General features: G+C 54.6%; 15 protein-coding genes and 1 tRNA gene. 13 read left to right on the forward strand and 3 right to left on the reverse strand.

Annotated features, from left to right (window positions below):
* Positions 1 to 56: 56 nt before the first annotated feature.
* Positions 57 to 503 carry a hypothetical protein gene (locus CMUST_RS07015; RefSeq protein ID WP_047261917.1) on the forward strand — a complete coding sequence of 149 codons (447 nt, stop codon included), beginning with the start codon at positions 57 to 59 and terminating at the stop codon, positions 501 to 503.
* 152 nt (positions 504 to 655) lie between these two features.
* The gene (locus CMUST_RS07020) at positions 656 to 1,207 is read left to right on the forward strand and encodes an HD domain-containing protein (RefSeq protein WP_158408206.1); all 552 of its coding nucleotides are present in this window, start codon (positions 656 to 658) and stop codon (positions 1,205 to 1,207) included.
* On the opposite strand, the gene CMUST_RS07025 is transcribed toward CMUST_RS07020, so the two are convergent.
* Complete coding sequence (locus tag CMUST_RS07025; RefSeq protein ID WP_047261919.1) at positions 1,204 to 1,926, reverse strand: IclR family transcriptional regulator; 723 nt, start codon at positions 1,924 to 1,926, stop codon at positions 1,204 to 1,206. The genes CMUST_RS07020 and CMUST_RS07025 overlap by 4 nt on opposite strands.
* 81 nt (positions 1,927 to 2,007) lie before the next feature.
* On the opposite strand from CMUST_RS07025, the gene leuC reads away from it, so the two are divergent.
* The 3 genes from leuC to CMUST_RS07040 all read left to right on the forward strand — a co-directional run bounded on the left by leuC (position 2,008) and on the right by CMUST_RS07040 (position 4,208).
* Positions 2,008 to 3,462 (forward strand): 3-isopropylmalate dehydratase large subunit, encoded by a 1,455-nt coding sequence (leuC, locus tag CMUST_RS07030; RefSeq protein ID WP_047261920.1) that lies wholly within the window; start codon positions 2,008 to 2,010, stop codon positions 3,460 to 3,462.
* Between the two features lie 26 nt (positions 3,463 to 3,488).
* A complete protein-coding gene (gene leuD, locus CMUST_RS07035; RefSeq protein ID WP_047261921.1) occupies positions 3,489 to 4,079 on the forward strand; it encodes a 3-isopropylmalate dehydratase small subunit in 591 nt (196 codons plus the stop codon).
* Positions 4,080 to 4,136: 57 nt separating this feature from the next.
* Positions 4,137 to 4,208 (forward strand) — tRNA-Ser (locus CMUST_RS07040).
* Here CMUST_RS07040 and CMUST_RS16350 read toward each other — a convergent pair.
* On the reverse strand, positions 4,182 to 4,565 hold the full coding sequence (locus CMUST_RS16350; protein ID WP_158408207.1) for an SdpI family protein: 384 nt from the start codon (positions 4,563 to 4,565) through the stop codon (positions 4,182 to 4,184). The two genes, CMUST_RS07040 and CMUST_RS16350, sit on opposite strands and share 27 nt — an antisense overlap.
* A gap of 138 nt (positions 4,566 to 4,703) precedes the next feature.
* Here CMUST_RS16350 and CMUST_RS15940 point away from each other — a divergent pair, with 138 nt between their 5' ends.
* Genes CMUST_RS15940 through CMUST_RS07080 form a run of 7 tightly spaced genes read left to right on the forward strand, consistent with a single transcriptional unit; the run spans position 4,704 to position 14,978 of the window.
* The gene (locus CMUST_RS15940; protein ID WP_052844579.1) at positions 4,704 to 6,410 is read left to right on the forward strand and encodes an LbetaH domain-containing protein; all 1,707 of its coding nucleotides are present in this window, start codon (positions 4,704 to 4,706) and stop codon (positions 6,408 to 6,410) included.
* Positions 6,410 to 8,137, forward strand: a complete 1,728-nt coding sequence (locus CMUST_RS15945) for a hypothetical protein (RefSeq protein ID WP_052844580.1) — start codon at positions 6,410 to 6,412, stop codon at positions 8,135 to 8,137. Before CMUST_RS15940 ends, CMUST_RS15945 begins: the two co-directional genes overlap by 1 nt.
* Before the next feature lies 1 nt (position 8,138).
* Positions 8,139 to 9,767: an LbetaH domain-containing protein gene (locus tag CMUST_RS15950; RefSeq protein WP_052844581.1), complete on the forward strand. Its 1,629-nt coding sequence runs from the start codon at positions 8,139 to 8,141 to the stop codon at positions 9,765 to 9,767.
* A gap of 1 nt (position 9,768) precedes the next feature.
* Positions 9,769 to 11,487 (forward strand): LbetaH domain-containing protein, encoded by a 1,719-nt coding sequence (locus CMUST_RS15955; RefSeq protein WP_052844582.1) that lies wholly within the window; start codon positions 9,769 to 9,771, stop codon positions 11,485 to 11,487.
* Positions 11,488 to 11,489: 2 nt separating this feature from the next.
* Positions 11,490 to 13,211: an LbetaH domain-containing protein gene (locus tag CMUST_RS15960; protein ID WP_052844583.1), complete on the forward strand. Its 1,722-nt coding sequence runs from the start codon at positions 11,490 to 11,492 to the stop codon at positions 13,209 to 13,211.
* On the forward strand, positions 13,212 to 14,552 hold the full coding sequence (locus CMUST_RS15965; RefSeq protein ID WP_052844584.1) for a hypothetical protein: 1,341 nt from the start codon (positions 13,212 to 13,214) through the stop codon (positions 14,550 to 14,552). It abuts the gene before it with no gap.
* Positions 14,553 to 14,570: 18 nt separating this feature from the next.
* A complete protein-coding gene (locus CMUST_RS07080) occupies positions 14,571 to 14,978 on the forward strand; it encodes a hypothetical protein (protein WP_047261923.1) in 408 nt (135 codons plus the stop codon).
* A gap of 107 nt (positions 14,979 to 15,085) precedes the next feature.
* Here the strand turns inward: CMUST_RS07080 and CMUST_RS07085 are convergent, their stop codons facing one another.
* Complete coding sequence (locus tag CMUST_RS07085) at positions 15,086 to 15,961, reverse strand: choice-of-anchor M domain-containing protein (RefSeq protein WP_047261924.1); 876 nt, start codon at positions 15,959 to 15,961, stop codon at positions 15,086 to 15,088.
* Between the two features lie 798 nt (positions 15,962 to 16,759).
* On the opposite strand from CMUST_RS07085, the gene CMUST_RS15970 reads away from it, so the two are divergent.
* Positions 16,760 to 18,274 (forward strand): bactofilin family protein, encoded by a 1,515-nt coding sequence (locus CMUST_RS15970; protein WP_052844585.1) that lies wholly within the window; start codon positions 16,760 to 16,762, stop codon positions 18,272 to 18,274.
* Positions 18,275 to 18,281 lie beyond the last annotated feature (7 nt).

Raw genomic sequence — 18,281 nt, forward strand, 5'->3', positions numbered from 1 at the left:
CAGGGGTGACCTGCGTGATTTCATCATCTTTGTTAAGTTTTTAAAGGATTCGTTCTATGTCGAATTTGGTGACGGAATTCCGTATTCTTGGCCCGCGCCTCGGTGGCTTCATTTTGTCGGTGCTGTTGTCGCTTGCGGTACTGATCGGTTCAATTGTGGGATCGCTTCATTCCTCCGGTGGGGGTGGGAGCAGCGAGGTTCCGAAGAAACCTGAGCCAGAGTTCCATGTTGAATGCTTGCCTGGGGTGCAGCTGATGTATGTGACCATTCCAAATCTGGGGGTTACTGGTCTGGAAGAGGAGAAGTTTAAGGATCGCTGGCAGGGGGAGATCAATGGCATCCCGCTCGGAACGATCCAAGCCGGTGATAAGGGCGCCCCAAATGCAGTCGCTTTCCCCGCTGACGGTAAGCGTGAGTATAAGTTCAGCGGAAAGTACAAGGTGGATGACGTAACCTACTCGTTCTGGGGCAACGGGACGTTGGCATCGCCTTGTAAACCGTAGCGCTGACAGTTCATCCCGCCGCTGGTCCTAGGCCAGCGGCTTTTCGCTGTGTTCTAGCTTTTCGACGCGGGCACGTTGCTGCGGTGTGAGGTCTTAGAATGGTTGCAACGTTATGATCAGTGAAAATGTGGTGAGGAATGGTGGTTGCGGTGATGAGTGATCGGTTGTTTCACGCTATCAACGTCGCGGCGGTTGCGCATGACGGGCAGTATCGTAAGGGGAGTGCGGTGCCATATTTCAGTCACATATGCGGGGTGTTATTTGTGTTAGCGCAGCTTAGCACCGATGAAGATGTTCTTGTGGCGGGCGTATTACACGATGTGATTGAGGATGCGCCGGAAAAAACCTCGTTAGCCGAGATTGAGGCGGAGTTTGGTGGGCGGGTGGCTCAGCTGGTTGCGGCGGTAACGAAGGACGAGGCGCTTGCTGATTGGCAGGATCGAGCCAATGCGTATATCAGCATGATCGAAAATGCTGACTCAGATGTGGCTTGTATCGTCTTAGCGGATAAGTTTCATAACCTACATTCAATTCTGGCAGATCACGCAAAGTGTGGGGAACGGCTGTGGGAGCGGTTTAATAGCACTAAACAGCAACAGCAGTGGTGGTATGCGCAGGTGTTGCAAGTACTAAAAAGCAAGCTGGACCCGAATCCGATGCTGGACGAATATGAGCGTCTGGTGGCGCGACTGCTCGAGCTTTAAAGCAATGCAGACAAAGCTTGCGTGGCTTTAATAAGCTCCGGGGCCCATTTCGACGGTGCCGGACGTAACCGCTCAGCTGGGCCTGAGATGGATAAGGCTGCAACGAATAACCCTTCAGCGTCGAAAATCGGGGCGGTAATGGAAGCCAATCCCACCTCTCGTTCGGAGATTGATTCAGCCCAGCCCTGGTCACGTACCTGTTCCAAGTCTTCCATGGTGAATTGCGGACTTTGAGCCAAAATGCTATCGCGCAGGGCAGGGGATGAATGTGCTAGGAAAACCTTCGCCGCGCTTCCCGCATTCAGCGGTAGCCGGGTGCCTACCGGGACGGTGTTTTGCAAACCGGTGGCAGGTTCCTGGGCGGCGATACACACTCGGGTGGCGCCAGCTAATTGGTAGAGTTGTACGGATTCGCCGGTAGTATCCATCAATTGGGTCATGATCGGCGTGGCTGCGTCGACAAGCGAAGTGTTAGCCCCAGATCCCAGGCTGGTTAAAACGGCGCCGATTGTCCACTTCCCGTCGTGGGTGCGGCTGAGGATTTGGTGGGTTTCTAAGGCGGTGGCTAACCGGTGTGCGGTGGCACGGGGCAGCTCGGTTGCGGTGCATAACTCGGCGAGCGAGCGCGGCTGTTCTGCTACGGCGAGGAGGATTGATACCGCTCGGTCGAGGACCTTGATCCCGCTTGAGGGTGCCGGTTCGTTTTCGGTTTGTCTCATGCTATGATACTACCATCCCAATTGGTGGGACAAAAGATAGGTATCGACAACCCTTAACCGTCAAAGTAGGTGACGTACTCCATGACCAGCCCCGTGGATACAAAAACAAAGCTCACGTTGGCCGAAAAAGTGTGGCGCGACCACGTAGTTTCAAAAGGCAACGGTGATGAGCCGGATCTGATCTTCATCGATCTGCAATTGCTGCACGAAGTAACCAGCCCCCAAGCATTCGACGGACTCCGGCTTGCTGGGCGCACGTTACGCCACCCAGAATTGCACCTGGCTACCGAAGATCACAATGTACCCACGGAAGGCATCAAACAGGGCAATCTTTTAGAGATTAAAGACGCGGTGTCCCGCACCCAGGTGGAGACCCTGCGCAAAAACTGCGAAGAATTCGGCGTGCGCCTGCACCCCATGGGCGACATTAACCAAGGCATCGTCCACCAAGTCGGACCGCAATTAGGCGCTACCCAACCCGGAATGACCATCGTATGCGGCGACAGCCACACCTCCACCCACGGCGCATTCGGCGCTATGGCGTTTGGTATCGGCACCTCTGAAGTGGAACACGTCATGGCGACCCAAACCCTGTCGCTTAGGCCATTTAAAACGATGGCGATCAACGTCACCGGCGAGCTGCAACCGGGTGTTTCGGCGAAAGACCTCATCTTGGCCATCATCGCGAAGATCGGCACCGGCGGCGGTCAAGGCCACGTTATTGAATACCGGGGCGAGGCTATTGAAAAGCTCAGCATGGAAGCGCGTATGACAATCTGCAATATGTCCATCGAAGCAGGTGCCCGGGCGGGCATGATCGCGCCTGATCAAACCACCTTTGACTACATCAAAGGCCGCGAAATGGCCCCGCAAGGCGAGGACTGGGATAAGGCCGTCGAATACTGGAAAACCCTGCCCACCGACGAAGGGGCAGAATTCGACACCGTCATCGAAATTGACGGTTCCGCACTGACCCCGTTTGTTACGTGGGGAACTAACCCGGGTCAAGGCTTGCCGCTTTCTGCTACCGTTCCTTCACCAGAGGACTTCACCAACGACAACGATAAGCTTGCTGCCGAAAAAGCCCTCAAATACATGGACCTCACCCCAGGTACCCCGCTGCGCGAGATCAAAATCGACACGGTGTTCCTCGGCTCCTGCACCAACGCCCGGATGGAGGATCTGCGCACCGCAGCTGAGATTCTCAAAGGCCGTAAAGTGGCCGACTCGGTGCGGATGATGGTCGTCCCGTCCACCGCGCTGGTCAAACAGCTGGCGGAAGAAGAAGGCCTCGACCAGATTTTCAAAGAGGCCGGTGCGGACTGGCGCAGCGCAGGTTGCTCCATGTGTCTTGGAATGAATCCTGACCAATTACAGCCCGGCGAACGATCCGCATCCACCTCGAACCGTAACTTTGAAGGGCGGCAAGGCCCGGGTGGCCGTACACACCTGGTTAGCCCCGAGGTCGCAGCCGCAACCGCAGTGTTAGGAACGCTAGCATCACCTGCTGATCTGCCCGTACTGGTTACCGCCTAACCTCACCATCAAGGAAGATTCAAAAAATGGAGAAATTTGTCACACACACTGGTGTAGGGGTTCCGCTGACCCGGTCCAATGTGGACACCGACCAGATCATTCCTGCGGTCTACCTCAAGCGTGTTACCCGCAGCGGCTTTGAGGACGGATTGTTTAATAACTGGCGCACCAATGAACCTGACTTTGTGCTCAACCAAGACGCCTATAAAAACGGCTCGATCCTGGTAGCTGGCCCTGATTTTGGTACCGGATCCTCCCGGGAACATGCCGTGTGGGCGTTGATGGATTACGGCTTTAAGGTTGTGTTTTCCTCTCGGTTCGCGGACATTTTCCGCGGTAACTCTGGCAAGGCTGGCCTGCTGGCCGCGCTGATGGCGCAGGAAGATATCGAGCTGCTGTGGAAGCAGATGGAACAAAACCCGGGCGTGGAACTCACCGTTGATCTAGAGAACCGGACCGTAACGTGTGAGAACAATGTCTATTCCTTCGATGTTGATGATTACACCCGCTGGCGGCTGATGGAGGGCCTCGACGACATCGGCCTGACCTTGCGAAAAGAAGACGAAATCGCAGCATTCGAAGCGACCCGCCCCAGCTTCGAACCCAAAGCGCTGTAAAAGTTTTGCTTTTGTAACACAAACCCGGCTGTGGTCGTGTTACGCTGTGTGCGGGATTAGGTTTTAGCTCAGTTGGTAGAGCGCTTCTAGCTAAGAAGCAGGTCAGCGGTTCGATTCCGTTAAACCTAATCCCGCTTTTTCGGTGACTGATTTCGCGGCTTTGGTGCCCACCACATACTGGATTGCGGTGAGCACCAACACGACAAAACTATCCCCTAGGATAAACAGCGCTAAGGTATCGTTGCTTGCTTTGAGTAAGCCCAACACCACCACACCAACACCCCCAAAGAATAATGCCGCGGCCATGGCGTAGTAGAGTTCCCATATTTTTTGATTAGCCACACGAAATGCTTCATCACTGGCCATAGTGGTGGGTGTGCGCAGACCCGCTAACCAGTTTCTTTCCAGCCCTTCTCTGGATCTGCTACCAAGTTCGGCGATGGCGATGCTGCCGACAATGAGGGATGCGGCGATGAGATAAAACATGGCTACCCTCCTTAAAGAATGTCCAAAGTATATCTGGTCGGCACAATGGCAGCTAGAAAATTCCTTGGACAAAACAGGAAAAAGAGTAGGTGTGGTGTGGCACAATGAGACGGCACAAATGAGCGTAAAAAGGAGTTTATGGTGGTTGCTGCTCATTTTGAACTTACCGATGAGTCAATGCTCAGTTTCACTGGTGAACTAGTTTTCCGCATCCGAGCGATCCGCGACATCCCCGAACGATTCGTGAAAGCAGGCGACCTAGGCGGTTGGGTCAGCAGCGAGTACACGTCGACAAGCGAGCTGCGCATTGGGCCGAAAGCCTGGGTTGCGGGGGATGCAGTTGTTGCAGGTGACGCCCGAGTTTTAGGGAATGCTCTCGTGTACGATTCCGCGTGTGTTTTCGGGTCTGCGCGGGTCAAAGGGTGGGGGCGCGTGCACGGCAACGCCAAAGTTTTCGACGATGCCATAGTCAAAGGACGTGCCCGAGTAAACCAAGCCGCCAGTGTTTTTGGGGGCGCACAGATCGGCGGCGACGCCCTGATCACCGGAACCGCTGAGGTCACAGATAATGCAAAAGTATCAAAACACGCCGTGGTGGCGGGGGATAGTATAGTCGAGGAAAACGCCAAAATCACAGGAGACAGCCACATCAGCGACTCCCTTGTAACGGAAAGCGCACGCATTGATGGACACGCAGCAATATATCAAGACAGCGCCGTGTCGGGGGACGCACATATCTTTGGTGATGCACGGCTGTACTCCACCATTGCTTCCGGCTCGGCGAAAATCAGTGGCGGGGCGCACCATCACTGCTGGATCACCGATACCGCCCACGTTGCCGCAGACCTCCCCGAGAGAGCAGTGCTCACAGGAAAAGCGCTCGTAGAAAAGACGACAGACTGTGAAGTTTTTCAACCAGTAGGAATCCTCGATGCCACAATCACCGTAGCCCGCACCGCAACCGGGGACATATCGTCCTCCATAGACCCCGACGATATAGCGGAACTGGAAAAACAAGGCCTCGATGACCTCTTCCAGCAGCAACTCGATGCGGCCACGCGCCGCATTAAGGAAGCAATGCTCACCGAACCAGCCCCTGACGAGCCCCTTTCCTTCGAACTTACCGACGAGACCAAAACCCTCGCCGACGGCACCACGATCTATCGGATTAGGGCAGCTAAAGACATAGAAGCCTACAATTTCACCGTCCCCCGTGGCGAACTAGGTGGCTGGGTAAGCTCCACCCACACCAGTACCCACATACCCCGCATTGCGGAATCCGCGTGGTTGAGCGGCGACGCAATCCTCACCGACGAGGCACATATCACTGCTGGTGGATATGTGGTGGGGCAAGCCGATATCAGTACCATGCTTCGGCTTGAAGAGAGTGACTTCGAAAAAACCTGGCTGAAAATCTGCGGCACCACCGTGATCCACGGCGGCACCGTGTATGGGCACGGGACACTCCAAGGGCGTTCGTGGGTTGGGCCAGAAGCGGTTATTTCACCAGTAGGCGTTATTACTGACGCTCATCTTGGATCTAGTTCCAACCACCGTCAATTTGGGCCGACATCACTAGGAACCACGTTTTTTATTACTCGTGGGTACAACCGTGGGGTTCACATAATGGCGGAAACTTTAGGTGAATGGGCGACAGAAACACTCGACGAACTGCTGCCCGAAAACCCCATCGAGCGGCTGTATACCCAGCGTGAATGGGCAGAAAAATACGGCTGGTGGAGCTGTATGAAAAATACATCAACTCATAAGAAACACCGCATCATCGAGGAGTACACGACGTTGCGTAAGCACATCATTGCAGTGTTAAAGGAATGGGATCTTTAGTGGTAGAAGTACATTTTGAGCTCACCGATGAATGTAAGGTATTAGCCACTGGTGAGCGTGTGTTTCGTATCCGTGCGGTTCGCGATATTCCTGAACGATTTGTCACAGCAGGCGAAAAAGGTGGCTTTGTCAGCTCTACCCATACCACTGATGGAAAACCACGAATAGGCCCCACCGCATGGGTATCGGGTGATGCGACTGTTGCCGGTGATGCGCGGATTTCCGGAAATGCTTTGGTCTATGAAAATGCCTGCGTTTTCGGATCAGCACGTGTCAAGGGGTGGGCTCGTATCGGTGGAAATGCACGCGTTTTTGATAACACTGTGGTGAAGAACAACGCACGTGTGAGGCAGAACGCGGAAGTTTCTGGCCAGGCCCGGGTGGCTGGCCAAGCCGTGGTTTCAGAAAGCGCGAGGGTCTTTGGCGACGCTGTGATCGAAGGAGACGCGCGCATCTCTGGAGGTTCGTGGGTGGAAGGTAACGCCCACGTTTCGGGTCACGCCCAGCTTTCGGGTGATGCCTACGTCTGTGATAAGGCACGAATTGCAGGCAGTGCATATCTTATGGGTGATACAGCTGTTTCCGGTGAAGCTACTGTAACCGACGCTGCCATTATTGATGGCGAGATTAATGATCATGCGCGGATCACCGATGGCCGTATGCAGGATTGTTGTGTGGAAGGTAATGCCCAGGTGAGCGCCAACTTGCCAGATTGTGCGCACCTTGGCGAGAAAATGGTGGTCACCCACCCTGAGGAGTGCGTGGTTTTTCACCCCCTGGGAGTGGAGGATTGTCCTGTTACGGTGGCGAAAACCACCAACGGAAAAATCGCTACCATCATTTCCTACTACGCCAATAACAGCGGCAACCGGTTGGGGAAAGAACAGCTCATCCACCAGTTACAAGCTCAAGGGTTAGATGAGCTGTTTGAGCAGCAACTTCAGTGGGCTAAGAATCGTGTGGCCAAGGCGCAGCCTGTGGTGGAGGAGGAAGCCCTGGATTTTCGGTTGACAGATGAAACGAAAACCCTTTCCGATGGTACTGTTGTGTACCGGATTGAGGCTACCCGTGACCTGCCGTTTTTTAATGTATCAAAGGGCGATAAAGGCGGCTGGGTGCCCAGTACACATAATTCGCAAGGAATCCCACGGATTAGTGATAATTCGTGGCTCGGTGATGAGGCGATGCTACTCGACGAAGCAATACTGACCTGCGAAGGCCGCGCCACAGGGAATGTCTGCATGAAAGGAAACGCCGTGGTGAAGGAAGAAGGTTGGGTGGAACGAAGCGTGACATTAACTGATAACACTGAAGTGATAGGTGGTTTTGTCACGGGAACGGTAACTATTGCGGGCAGTTCCACAGTGCGAGGTGGGGTGGAAATCGAGGCTGTGGGCACCCTCACCGATGTGAGGATTCGCGATAATTCGGATCACCGCAGGTTCGGCCCGCTCTTTGGTACTGGGATTGAGGTTTTCCTCACCCGGCGCGCTCAGGGGGCGCAGCTTTCGACGAGGATTTCTGGTGTGTGGCGTGAGGGAACCCTCGACGAAATGGTGCCTGAAAATCCTATTCTTGATCAGCTGAATAACCGTGACTGGTGGGAAACAGTTGGCGACCAGCCTTTGCTTGTTGGGCAGTCGCCGCGTGTTCAGGCCTTGGTTTTGGAAGAATACGCCCAGTTAAGGGAGCTTATTGTGACCGTGTTGAAGCAGTGGGATTCTTAATATGATTAAGTGCCATTGTGAGTTAACGAGCGAGTCGATTTTTGCGCCTAATGGTGAGCGGGTGTATCGGATTCGTGCTACCCGTGATATACCGGAACGCCATGTCAGGGCGGGTGAGTTGGGTGGTTTTGTTAGTTCTCTTCACACTGCTGATGGGAAACTGCGCATCGGTCTGAAGGCGTGGGTTGCCGGTGATGCCATTGTTAGTGGTGAGGCGAGGGTTGTGGGAAACGCGCTGGTCTATGATCATGCACATATCGGTGGGCACGCTCATATCACTGGGCATGCGCGGGTGTATGGGGATGCTCGTGTATGTGATCACGCGCGGGTGCGAGGGCATGCCCGTGTGAGTGATGAAGTGGTGGTTTCCGGCAAGGCGTGTGTTGAGGGGAACGCTGTTATTGCCGGTCAGGCAGATGTTTCCGATAATGCCTGGGTTGGCCAGAACGCGGTCATTAAGGGGACGTCCTTTATTTATGAGGATGCTGTGGTTACAGGAGATGCGCTTCTTGAGCGCTCGCACGTGTATGGTCAGGCACGGGTTGCAGGTGAGGCGCGTCTTTACAGCGGTTCGTCGGTTTGCGACTCGGCGCAGGTCACGGGTACTGCAAGTATTTTTGGCACGACGGTGCGTGATGAGGCGAAAATTACTGACGGCACCATAGTTAATTGCTGGATTGAGGGGCGAGCCCATGTGGAAGCAACGATTCCCGATAAGGCGGATTTGTCCGGTGAGGCGCAGATCCTTGTTCCTGAACACTGTGAGGTGTTCCGGCCGGTGGGTGGGAATGACTGCATGGTGACGGTGGCACGCACCGTGCATGGTGAAGCCAAGGCGTGGGTGAGCACTTTCGAGACTGAGCAGGGGTGGGGCGAGACAGTTGAGGAGCTTGAGCGGCATCTTGACGCCCAAGGGGTGGCCGAGCCGTTTCGCGAAAGTCTTAGCATTGCCAAGCGGCGTGTCCTGCGTGAGAGTGCGGAAGAACCCGACGAGGAGTTGTGCTTCGAGCTCACCGATGAAAAGCGTGTGCTTGACGACGGCACCACGGTGTTTCGGATACGGTCACTGTGTGACCATGATTTGTTGTGGGTGTCGAAGGGGGATTTGGGTGGTTGGGTTCCTTCAACCCACTCGCCCCAGGGGAAACCGAGGATTTCGGGGCAGTCGTGGTTGGGTGATGATGCCATGATCCTTGGGAACGGAAGTATCACGAGCCATTCTTTAGTGGGCGAATCAGCGTGCATTAAGGATCAAGCCCACATCAGTAGGAGCCGTGTCGTGGGCGAGGTTGTGGTGTCGGGGGATTCGCGTGTTGAGGGCAGTTGTATCTATGGGTGTGGGGAATTGGCGGGGCAGTCCTGGGTGAATGCTGAAGGGACTTTAGAGATCACTGGCACAATTTTCGACGGCTGGATCACCTCCTTTACTGATCACCGCAGGTTTGGCCCCACCAGCACTGGGCTGCTTGTGTGTGCCACTCGGCAAAAGAATGGGAAGGCGCACTTCACAGCCCGGGTTGATGGAACCGAACGCATAGGTTCACTTCACGAGCTGTTAGCAACAGATGATGATGAGGTTCAGGTACTGCGCAGGCTTATCACCACAGTATTAAAGGAATGGGATCTTTAAGATGCTCACACCACACTTTGAGCTGACACACGAATCTCGCCTTGCACCCACCGGCGAGCTGGTGTTTCGGATCCGGGCGATACGTGACATTCCCGAACGTTTCGTGAAAGCAGGCGATCTAGGCGGGTGGGTGAGCAGTGTGTACACGTCGACAAGCACACTGCGGATCGGGCCGCAGGCGTGGGTGGCTGGCGATGCTGTTGTGGCAGGTGACGCTACTATCGCAGATAATGCGTTGGTGTATGATCGCGCAGTAATTTTCGGAAACGCACACATTGGTGGATACGCCCGGGTGCATGGGCGGGCGCGGGTGAGTGGTGACGCGGTGGTCAAAGATCAGGCGCGGGTGAATGAAACCGCACACATTCGCGACCAAGTAGCCATCACAGAAAATGCCGTTGTGTCTGGGAATTCACGAGTTTTGGAATCAGCGCAGGTCGCCGGGAACGCGCGTGTTGAAGGGAACTCGTATCTATCTGGACATGCACAAGTTGCAGGGGATACTTATCTCGACGATGCTATCGTCAGCGATGAAGCGCGTGTGGATGGGCGAACACTACTTCGTGATGGACGTGCTATAGATAATGCGCATGTTACTGGCAGCGCCGTGCTCTTTCATACAACCGTCAGTGAAGACGCGGTGGTCACAGCAGGGCCATTGACGGAATGCTATGTGGAAGGGAAAGCAAAAGTTGCTGCCGGTGTCCCCGACAACGCGGACCTTAGTGGGGATACGGAAATCCTGAGCCCACGTCACTGCGAAGTTTTTCAGCCACTTGGGGTGCCCGACTGCCCGATAACGGTGGCGCGGACCGCAGCCGGTGAACCATTAGTGTACTTCGACCCCTTGAACCCTGAGATAGAAACCATTGATGATCTGGATAAATATCTTGATGCGCAGGGGCTAGCCGCCCCGTTTCGCCAAAGTCTTAGCTTGGCCAAACAGCGGGTGATGCGCGATATTCCAGCGGTGGAGGAGGACACGTCGCTGTGTTTCGAGCTCACCGACATTACGAAAACGCTTGACGACGGCACAACGGTGTACCGCATTCGCGCGACCTGTGACATTGAGCAATGGTGCGTATCCGCAGGCGACCTGGGTGGTTGGGTGCCCAGTACGCACACACCCGAAGGGATCCTGCGGATCGGACCTCTATCCTGGCTGGCCGATGATGCCATGATCCTTGGCAGCGCCTACATCACAAACAAATCTATTGCCCTTGACAATGCGTGTATCAAAGACCACGCCGTGGTACAAGACAGCGGACGAGCGATCGGCAACGTCACCCTATCGGACGAAACCTGCGTGAAAGGCGGAACAGTACTCGGCGATGGTGAGCTGACCGGTCGTTCCTATGTAGGCAACGAAGCCGGGATTGAGGTTGCGGGCACCATCCCCGATGCGTGGATCAACTCCACAACCGATCACCGTCGGTTCGGACCCACCAGTACTGACACCATGATCTATCTGACTAGGCAACGAGACAATAAGGCGCAGATTCTGGTGACCATGGGTGGAGTCTGGGATGAAGGATCGCTAGATGAATTTGTTCCCGCGAACCCAGTCGCAGCACAATTCAACGAACGTGACTGGTGGCAATTGTTTGGCACCCACGGGTTACTTGCTGAGCAATCACCGCAGCTTCAACACCTAGTGATGGAAGAATACGCGCAGCTACGGAAATTAATCACCATCGTATTAAAGCAATGGGACGCATAAAGATGACTGAGTGCCATTTCGAATTGACGGAGGAATCGAAACTAGCTTTCACAGGGGAGAAGGTTTTCCGGATCCGAGCGATACGTGACATACCCGAACGCTTCGTGAAAGCAGGCGACCTGGGCGGGTGGGTGAGCAGTGTGTACACGTCGACAAGCGAGCTACGGATCGGGCCGCACGCCTGGGTTGCCGATGACGCCATCATTGCTGGTGATGCATACGTAGCGGGGAACGCGTTGGTGTATGACCACGCGTTTGTTTTCGGGCAAGCCCGCGTCACGGGATCAGCGCGGGTGCACGGCAAAGCACAAGTATGCGATGACGCTGTGGTGCAAGACTGTGCACGCGTGCACGATAGCGCTGTGATCTCTGGGCAGGCACGCATTAGCGGTGATGCCACTATTTCCGGTAAAACCGAAGTGACAGACCACGCGCACGTGAGCGGAAAAACACAGGTTGGCGGGGAATCGAACGTATACGAAAACGCTCAGATTGCGGGGAATGCTCGCGTCTATGATTCCTCGGTGCACGAAAACAGCAGGGTAGACCAAGACGCGACCCTTTTCTTGGGATCAACTCTCTTCGGTGATGCATTAGTTTCGGGTTCGGCACAACTTAGACAAACAACCGTCCGCGAACACGCCATTGTCACTGGTGGTGATCTCACGGGGTGCTGCATTGAGGGGAACGCGCGGGTTGCAGCCTCGCTACCAGAAAGAGCCATTCTTTCGGGAACCGCAGAAGTGCTGAAAGAGGAACAGTGCGAGGTTTTCCAACCACTGGGGGTGCGTAATTGTGCGGTGACGGTTGCTCGTACCCAGAAAGGGAAAGCTGGGGTGTGGGCTGAAACTTTCGAGACTGATGCGGGGCGAAGCCAGGACGTCAGGCACCTGAAGTGGCACCTCGTTTCCCAAGGCTTGGGCAGGTCTTTCCGCGAGAATATTAAGATTGCAAAACGGCGCGTAGTGCGTGATCTTCCTGAAGAACCTGCGCAACCGCTGTGCTTTGAGCTCACCGACATTGCGAAAACGCTTGACGACGGCACAACGGTGTACCGTATTTGCGCGGTTCGTGATATCGACGTGTGGTGTGTATCCGCCGGCGATCTCGGGGGCTGGGTGCCTAACACCCACACACCCGAAGGGATTCCACGGATCGGACCTGATTCTTGGTTGGCCGATGACGCCATGATCCTTGGCAACGCCTACATCACAGGCGATTCTTTCGTTGCTGATCAGGCGTGTATTCGAGACAACGTTGTTGTCGATGCGTGCGGAAGGGTCTTGGACAAGGTAGTTGTTTCGGGTGATTCACGGGTTCATGGCGGGATAGTTTTCGGGCGTGGTGAGTTGACCGGATGTTCTTATGTGGGCGAAAAGGCTCACCTCGAAGTAGTCGGGAAGATCCCCGATGCGTGTATCAACTCCACAACTGATCATCGTCGGTTTGGGCCTACTGTGTTTAATACGGAGATTTTTCTCACCCGCCAACAAGGCGGAACTACCCTCATCATGGCGAGGACGTGCGGGAGAACAAAAACAGGCACCCTGGATGAATTGCTGCCGGAAAACCCCATACAGTATCAAGAGGAAAACCCTGACCTGTGGGAAGGATTCCCCACGTTATTGGATAGGTATTCTGATGGTTTACGCGAGCTAGCGATCGCGGAGAACACAACCCTGCGGAGGTTGATTACCGTCGTGCTGAAAGAATGGGACCTATAAATGGAAGCTGCCCATTTTGAGCTCACCGAAGAATCCCAACGAGCGTGCACAGGGGAGAAGGTTTTTCGGATCCGGGCGATACGTGACATACCCGAACGCTTCGTGAAAGCAGGCGACCTGGGCGGGTGGGTGAGCAGCGTGTACACGTCGACAAGCGAACTGCGGATCGGGCCACGCGCCTGGGTTGCCGACGATGCTGTTGTGGCAGGTGACGCGCGAGTTTGCGATGATGCGTTGGTGTATGGGGCGGCACAGATTTCAGGATGCGCCTTGATAGCAGGCCACGCGCGGGTATACGGCTGGGCGGAGGTGGACGCTGATGCGAGGGTGAAAGAATATGCCCGCGTATTTGGCTTCGCCAACGTCACCGACAACGCAACAATCACAGGGTGCGCACGAGTATACGGGGACACGATGGTCAGCGGGCACGCAACCGTCAGCGGCTTTGCCGACATGTCCGGGACGAGCCAGGTGGGAAAACACGCGAAAGTGTCGGGCTGGGCACAGCTGCGCGACGAGACCACCGTGACCGACCACGCCACAGTGACAGGACGTGCGGAAATTTCGGGCGATTCCTGGTTATGCGACACCGCCACAATAACTGGCAGGGCGAAGGTACGGGATAGTTGGGTGCAAGACTCCAGCCAGATTCACAACGCGGAGGTTCGCGGCGCCACGCTTGAGGGTGAGAGCATCGTGCGTGCCAACCTGCCCTACGGGGTAGTAGTTATTGATGCACAGATCCTCACCCCGCACCACTGTGAAGTATTCTGCTCGACCTATTTCGTGACCATGTTTCGCACCGCAGAAAACCAGATTGAACTGGCAATTCTTGACCCCGATCGCAGCTATTTAGGGGCCGACGAAACCACACTTTTAGCACACATGCCAGATATGGAAACAGCGGAAGAGATGCGTCAACTTGTTGCTGGTTCCAGGCGTCGCATCCTGGGCGAGCACACACCTGCGGAACTTACCCCCGACACATCTATGCGTCACGAACCTTTCATTACCGCATTAGCCACCATCAACGGGGAAATTGCGGTGGCAGAAGAGAGCACCATTGCCCGCGCCACGTTAAGCGGAACTGGGAGAATCAGCGGCGTGATCAAGGCACACATATCCCTCGAAGTAAGCGGAGAGATGACAGAACTTTTCGTCCTAGAAAAAGAGGACTACCGCGAACTTTTCAGCGAACGCGGCACAATCCGTATGATCCGCAGAAGATGCGGCTACTACCTGCAGCGCAAAGAAAACGGGTGGGAACAGATCAACGCAGACGAACTGGGTGAATCGGCAGCACAATGGGTACACGAAATCGCAGCAAGTTGGGATCGGTAGGCAGTAGAGTAGTTTTTCATGACCGAACCGTATGCAGCACTTGCAAGCATTTCTCCCGATGAACGGGGTGACCGGCGGCTTGTGTGGGGTGACTATGAATTCATTGTCGGGGAATTAGGGGATGCTCCTGAAGATATTGCCTTGTTCAATGACACGGTACGCAGCTACGCCGAAGCCCTACCAGGCATTATTTCCGCAATCGTAGAGCTGTATCCGCCTGATTGGGAGGTAACCGAAGAGCGGGTGAGAGCAGAACTTGGGGCACCGAAAGTGCACCTTCGCCCCACCGCGCCTGAGGAAATTCGGGAATGGTACGGGGACATTACCTTAACCTATCTCGAGCATGAATTTGACTATTCCCACATCATCGATGTGAGCTGCAGCGGATCGGTGCGCACCATCCTCAATGTAAGTATGGACGGCTAGGCGCTGCCGCAAAAGCAAACGCTGCGCGCAAACCCAATTCTAAATTGCGGGAAGAATAGGAAAAACGGTCAAGACTGGTGTCCTGACCGTTTGCTTTTGGGGTCATGCTACATGCGGGGAAAAGTAATCATGGGGTTAGCAAAAGCGGCGATGATTGCGCCGAGCACACCCAAGACTGCAAGTACGATACCTACAATGCCACCGGTGCCGATTTTGCTGCTGCCGGAGCCTTTCTTGGTGTCGTCCTTTGGCTTATCGGCTGTGGTTTTCTCATCGGTGTTAGTTTCAGTCTTATCTGTGGTTTGTGCGTTACCACCGTTATCAGCCTCAACCTCAAAGGTGTAGGTTGCAGGGTTGCTCACCTTGTTTCCCGCTTCGGCGACTGCGGTGACCGTATACGTCCCAGGCGAAGTGAAAGCCCAGTTCATGTGAAGATGTTCCGCACCGGTTTTCATAACGTCGCCGGATTTCAGGGTGAAGGAACCGTCGGTAAGAACGGAGGTGGCCGCCATCTTCCCGGCGGAATACTTCGGGGCGTAATCTGTTAATCCGTTGTTGGCGGTTTGGTAGACGAACATCGTGCCGGGGCCAGAGATATTGGTGAATGTGTAGCTCACCTCATCAGCCTTCCCCTTGAGTGCATTATTGTCCCAACCCGGCCAGATGTTTCCGTCATGCCAGACTTCGGAAGCCAGTGCGGCGCGGCCAGAGATTTCATCTTGGTCGGTCGTGCCGGTGAGGTCTTGCCACCAATCGGAAGTGATCTTAAAAACTACGTCCTCGGCATCACGAGTGATGTCCTTTTCGGTGGTGAACCGCTCCTGAAGGCCCAGTTTAAGGTCGTCGCCATCAAGCTCGGTGTAGAGAACATCGACGTGACCTCGATGAATGACCAATTTGCCATCCTCGGCGGCGGCGATTGTGGCACCGCCGAGAGTTACGGCGGTTGCGGTTGCGGCTGCTAACAGGGTTTTAGCGAACATGAGTATGAAAGACTCTTCCTAACCAAATACAGAAAAACGTATAAGTTGCTGGTCGGCTATTTGCCGTTGCTTATGGTAATCCGCGACATATTGTGACGAGAAAATATTGGGCTGAAAGTTTCCTTGCGGTTGGCGCGGGATTTTTAGGTTTCACAGGTTTGGCGAGCGGCGACTGCTGGCAATTGATCTGATGTCTTGATTTTGGTTTTGTGGGAAAATTCGTAGGTCATGACAACAACTGGTGCCGCGCAGGTGTAGCGAACAGGAGATGCTGAATCTTGTTGGCGGTGTAGTGTGCGCTTAAAAACCTTAAAAACTAGTGCAAAAACTTCACAGCTGATCGGTGGCGGTTGGTACCCCCGTCCAGTGTGACGGAAGTGGATGGTGGGGCGAGGTGGTGTGGAAAGCGCCGTCCACCTTTGTGGATGTATGGGGGACGGCGCTGGATGTCAGGCAGTTTTCCATTTCGATGCGGGTGCAACCGTGAGGCACCGTAGGGGTAGTGGCAGCTACCGAGGATGCGCAGACGCGGTCGCTTTGAAAGATATAGCATTGCGCACAACTTATGTAGCAAATTCAATACCTTGTGGTTTTTATGCTACTGCGTGGCGGGTTAATTGCGAAATCGAAACCGTGTGCGTTTTCTTTTGTGGACATGTCAGCGCTGTGTATTGGCGATATATTCGTATGTATTTTCTTTGTATAAAAATCTATCGTTACGTCGTGCGATTTCGTGCAGCGAAAAAACACGGGTGTTACAATCTAACGCGATAATTTACGCAGGTAGGAAGCAAAACCGTGCACTTTGAACTCACTGGGGAAACCCGCATTAATTCCCACGACGTGACACTGTATCGTATTCGTGCTGCTCGTAGCATCCCAGAGCACAGCATTGTGTGCGGTGAGCTGGGTGGGTGGGTGAGTTCCACGCATACGGCTAATGGGAAACCGCGAATTGGGGAGGGCGCGTGGGTTTTCGCCGACGCACAGGTTTTTGACCAGGCGCGGGTCACGGGGCATGCCGTGGTTACAGGGAATGCACAGGTCTTTGGGCGGGCGAAAATAAGCGGGCATGCACTTATAGAGGGGCACGCACGAGTGTGCGGGAAATCCGTAATTAAAAACCGTGCGCGCGTTTCAGGTAATTCGCTTATCGACGGCGCAACAGTTGCCGGTCATGCCCAGGTTTCCGGCGAAGCGGAGGTCTTGAGCACCAATGGGTTGCGGTCACGGGTGTGTGACAACGCCACGGTTATTGATGCGCGAATCGACGAGGGAAGTATCATCAGTGGCAATGCACAGGTCATGGGCTATGTTTCCGTGTATAGTAGCCACATTTCCGGAAATGCGTGGGTGGAATCGTATGGGACGATCGCCGACAGCAAGGTTCGTGATAATGCGGTGGTGTTAGCGTCCAGGCTCAACGAAGTGGTGGTCGAAGGTGATGCGAAGGTGTATTCTCAGCCGCGAGTGGGGTCGGTGATTGGGGGAAACGCGGTGATTAAACAGTTAAGCGATTACATCACGTTTACACCGCTAAGCCCTGAGTGGACGAGAGTTCACGTCTACCGCAATCACAAGGATGAGCCGGAGGTTCGCCTTGACTTTTTCCGGAACCTTGAAGGTACGCATAGTACTGATGTGGCGGAGTTTGTTGAGCTTCTCAAAAAATATGGCTGGGATCAGCCCATGTGTGCGCAGCTTGAAGCGGCACGTGCCCATATTGCGCAGCAGATCGCGGAGTACGAAAACCCAACGCTTGGGTATGAGCTCACCGACACGACAAAAACCTTGGACGACGGCACTGTGGTGTACCGAGTCCGGTGGCGAGATAGCGGTCTTATGGGCGGTTGGATGCCCGGCACCCACACCCCAGAGGGGGAGCCGAGAGTTACTGGAACGGCACGGCTTGATGGAGAAGCCATGCTCTTAGAAAACGCCTCCATCACAGAAGACGCACGCGTTCGAGACACTGCGTGTGTGCGTGGAGATGCGCATATCGCAGGGCATGCAATCGTGTGCGATAACGCGGAGGTTTCAGGGAAAGCTTTCCTCGACGGCTTGGCTGAGGTGGGTGAGAACGCAGAAGTATCGGGGAATGCGCTAATCTTCGATAGTTTCGTCTACGGGTCGTGTCATGTCAGTGGGAATACCCGCATGTATCGAGGCGCACATCTAAGTGGGCAGATAACAATGAGCGGAGAATGCCTGATAATCGGTGCCCAGGTGGAGGGCAAAGCCACTGTAGAGGGATGTTCGCAGATCACCACAAACACCGCACTTAAAGGCACATACACCGACCTCGAAACGTAAATAGTTC

The sequence above is a fragment of the Corynebacterium mustelae genome (genome assembly GCF_001020985.1).
GTDB classification, from domain to species: Bacteria; Actinomycetota; Actinomycetes; order Mycobacteriales; family Mycobacteriaceae; genus Corynebacterium; species Corynebacterium mustelae.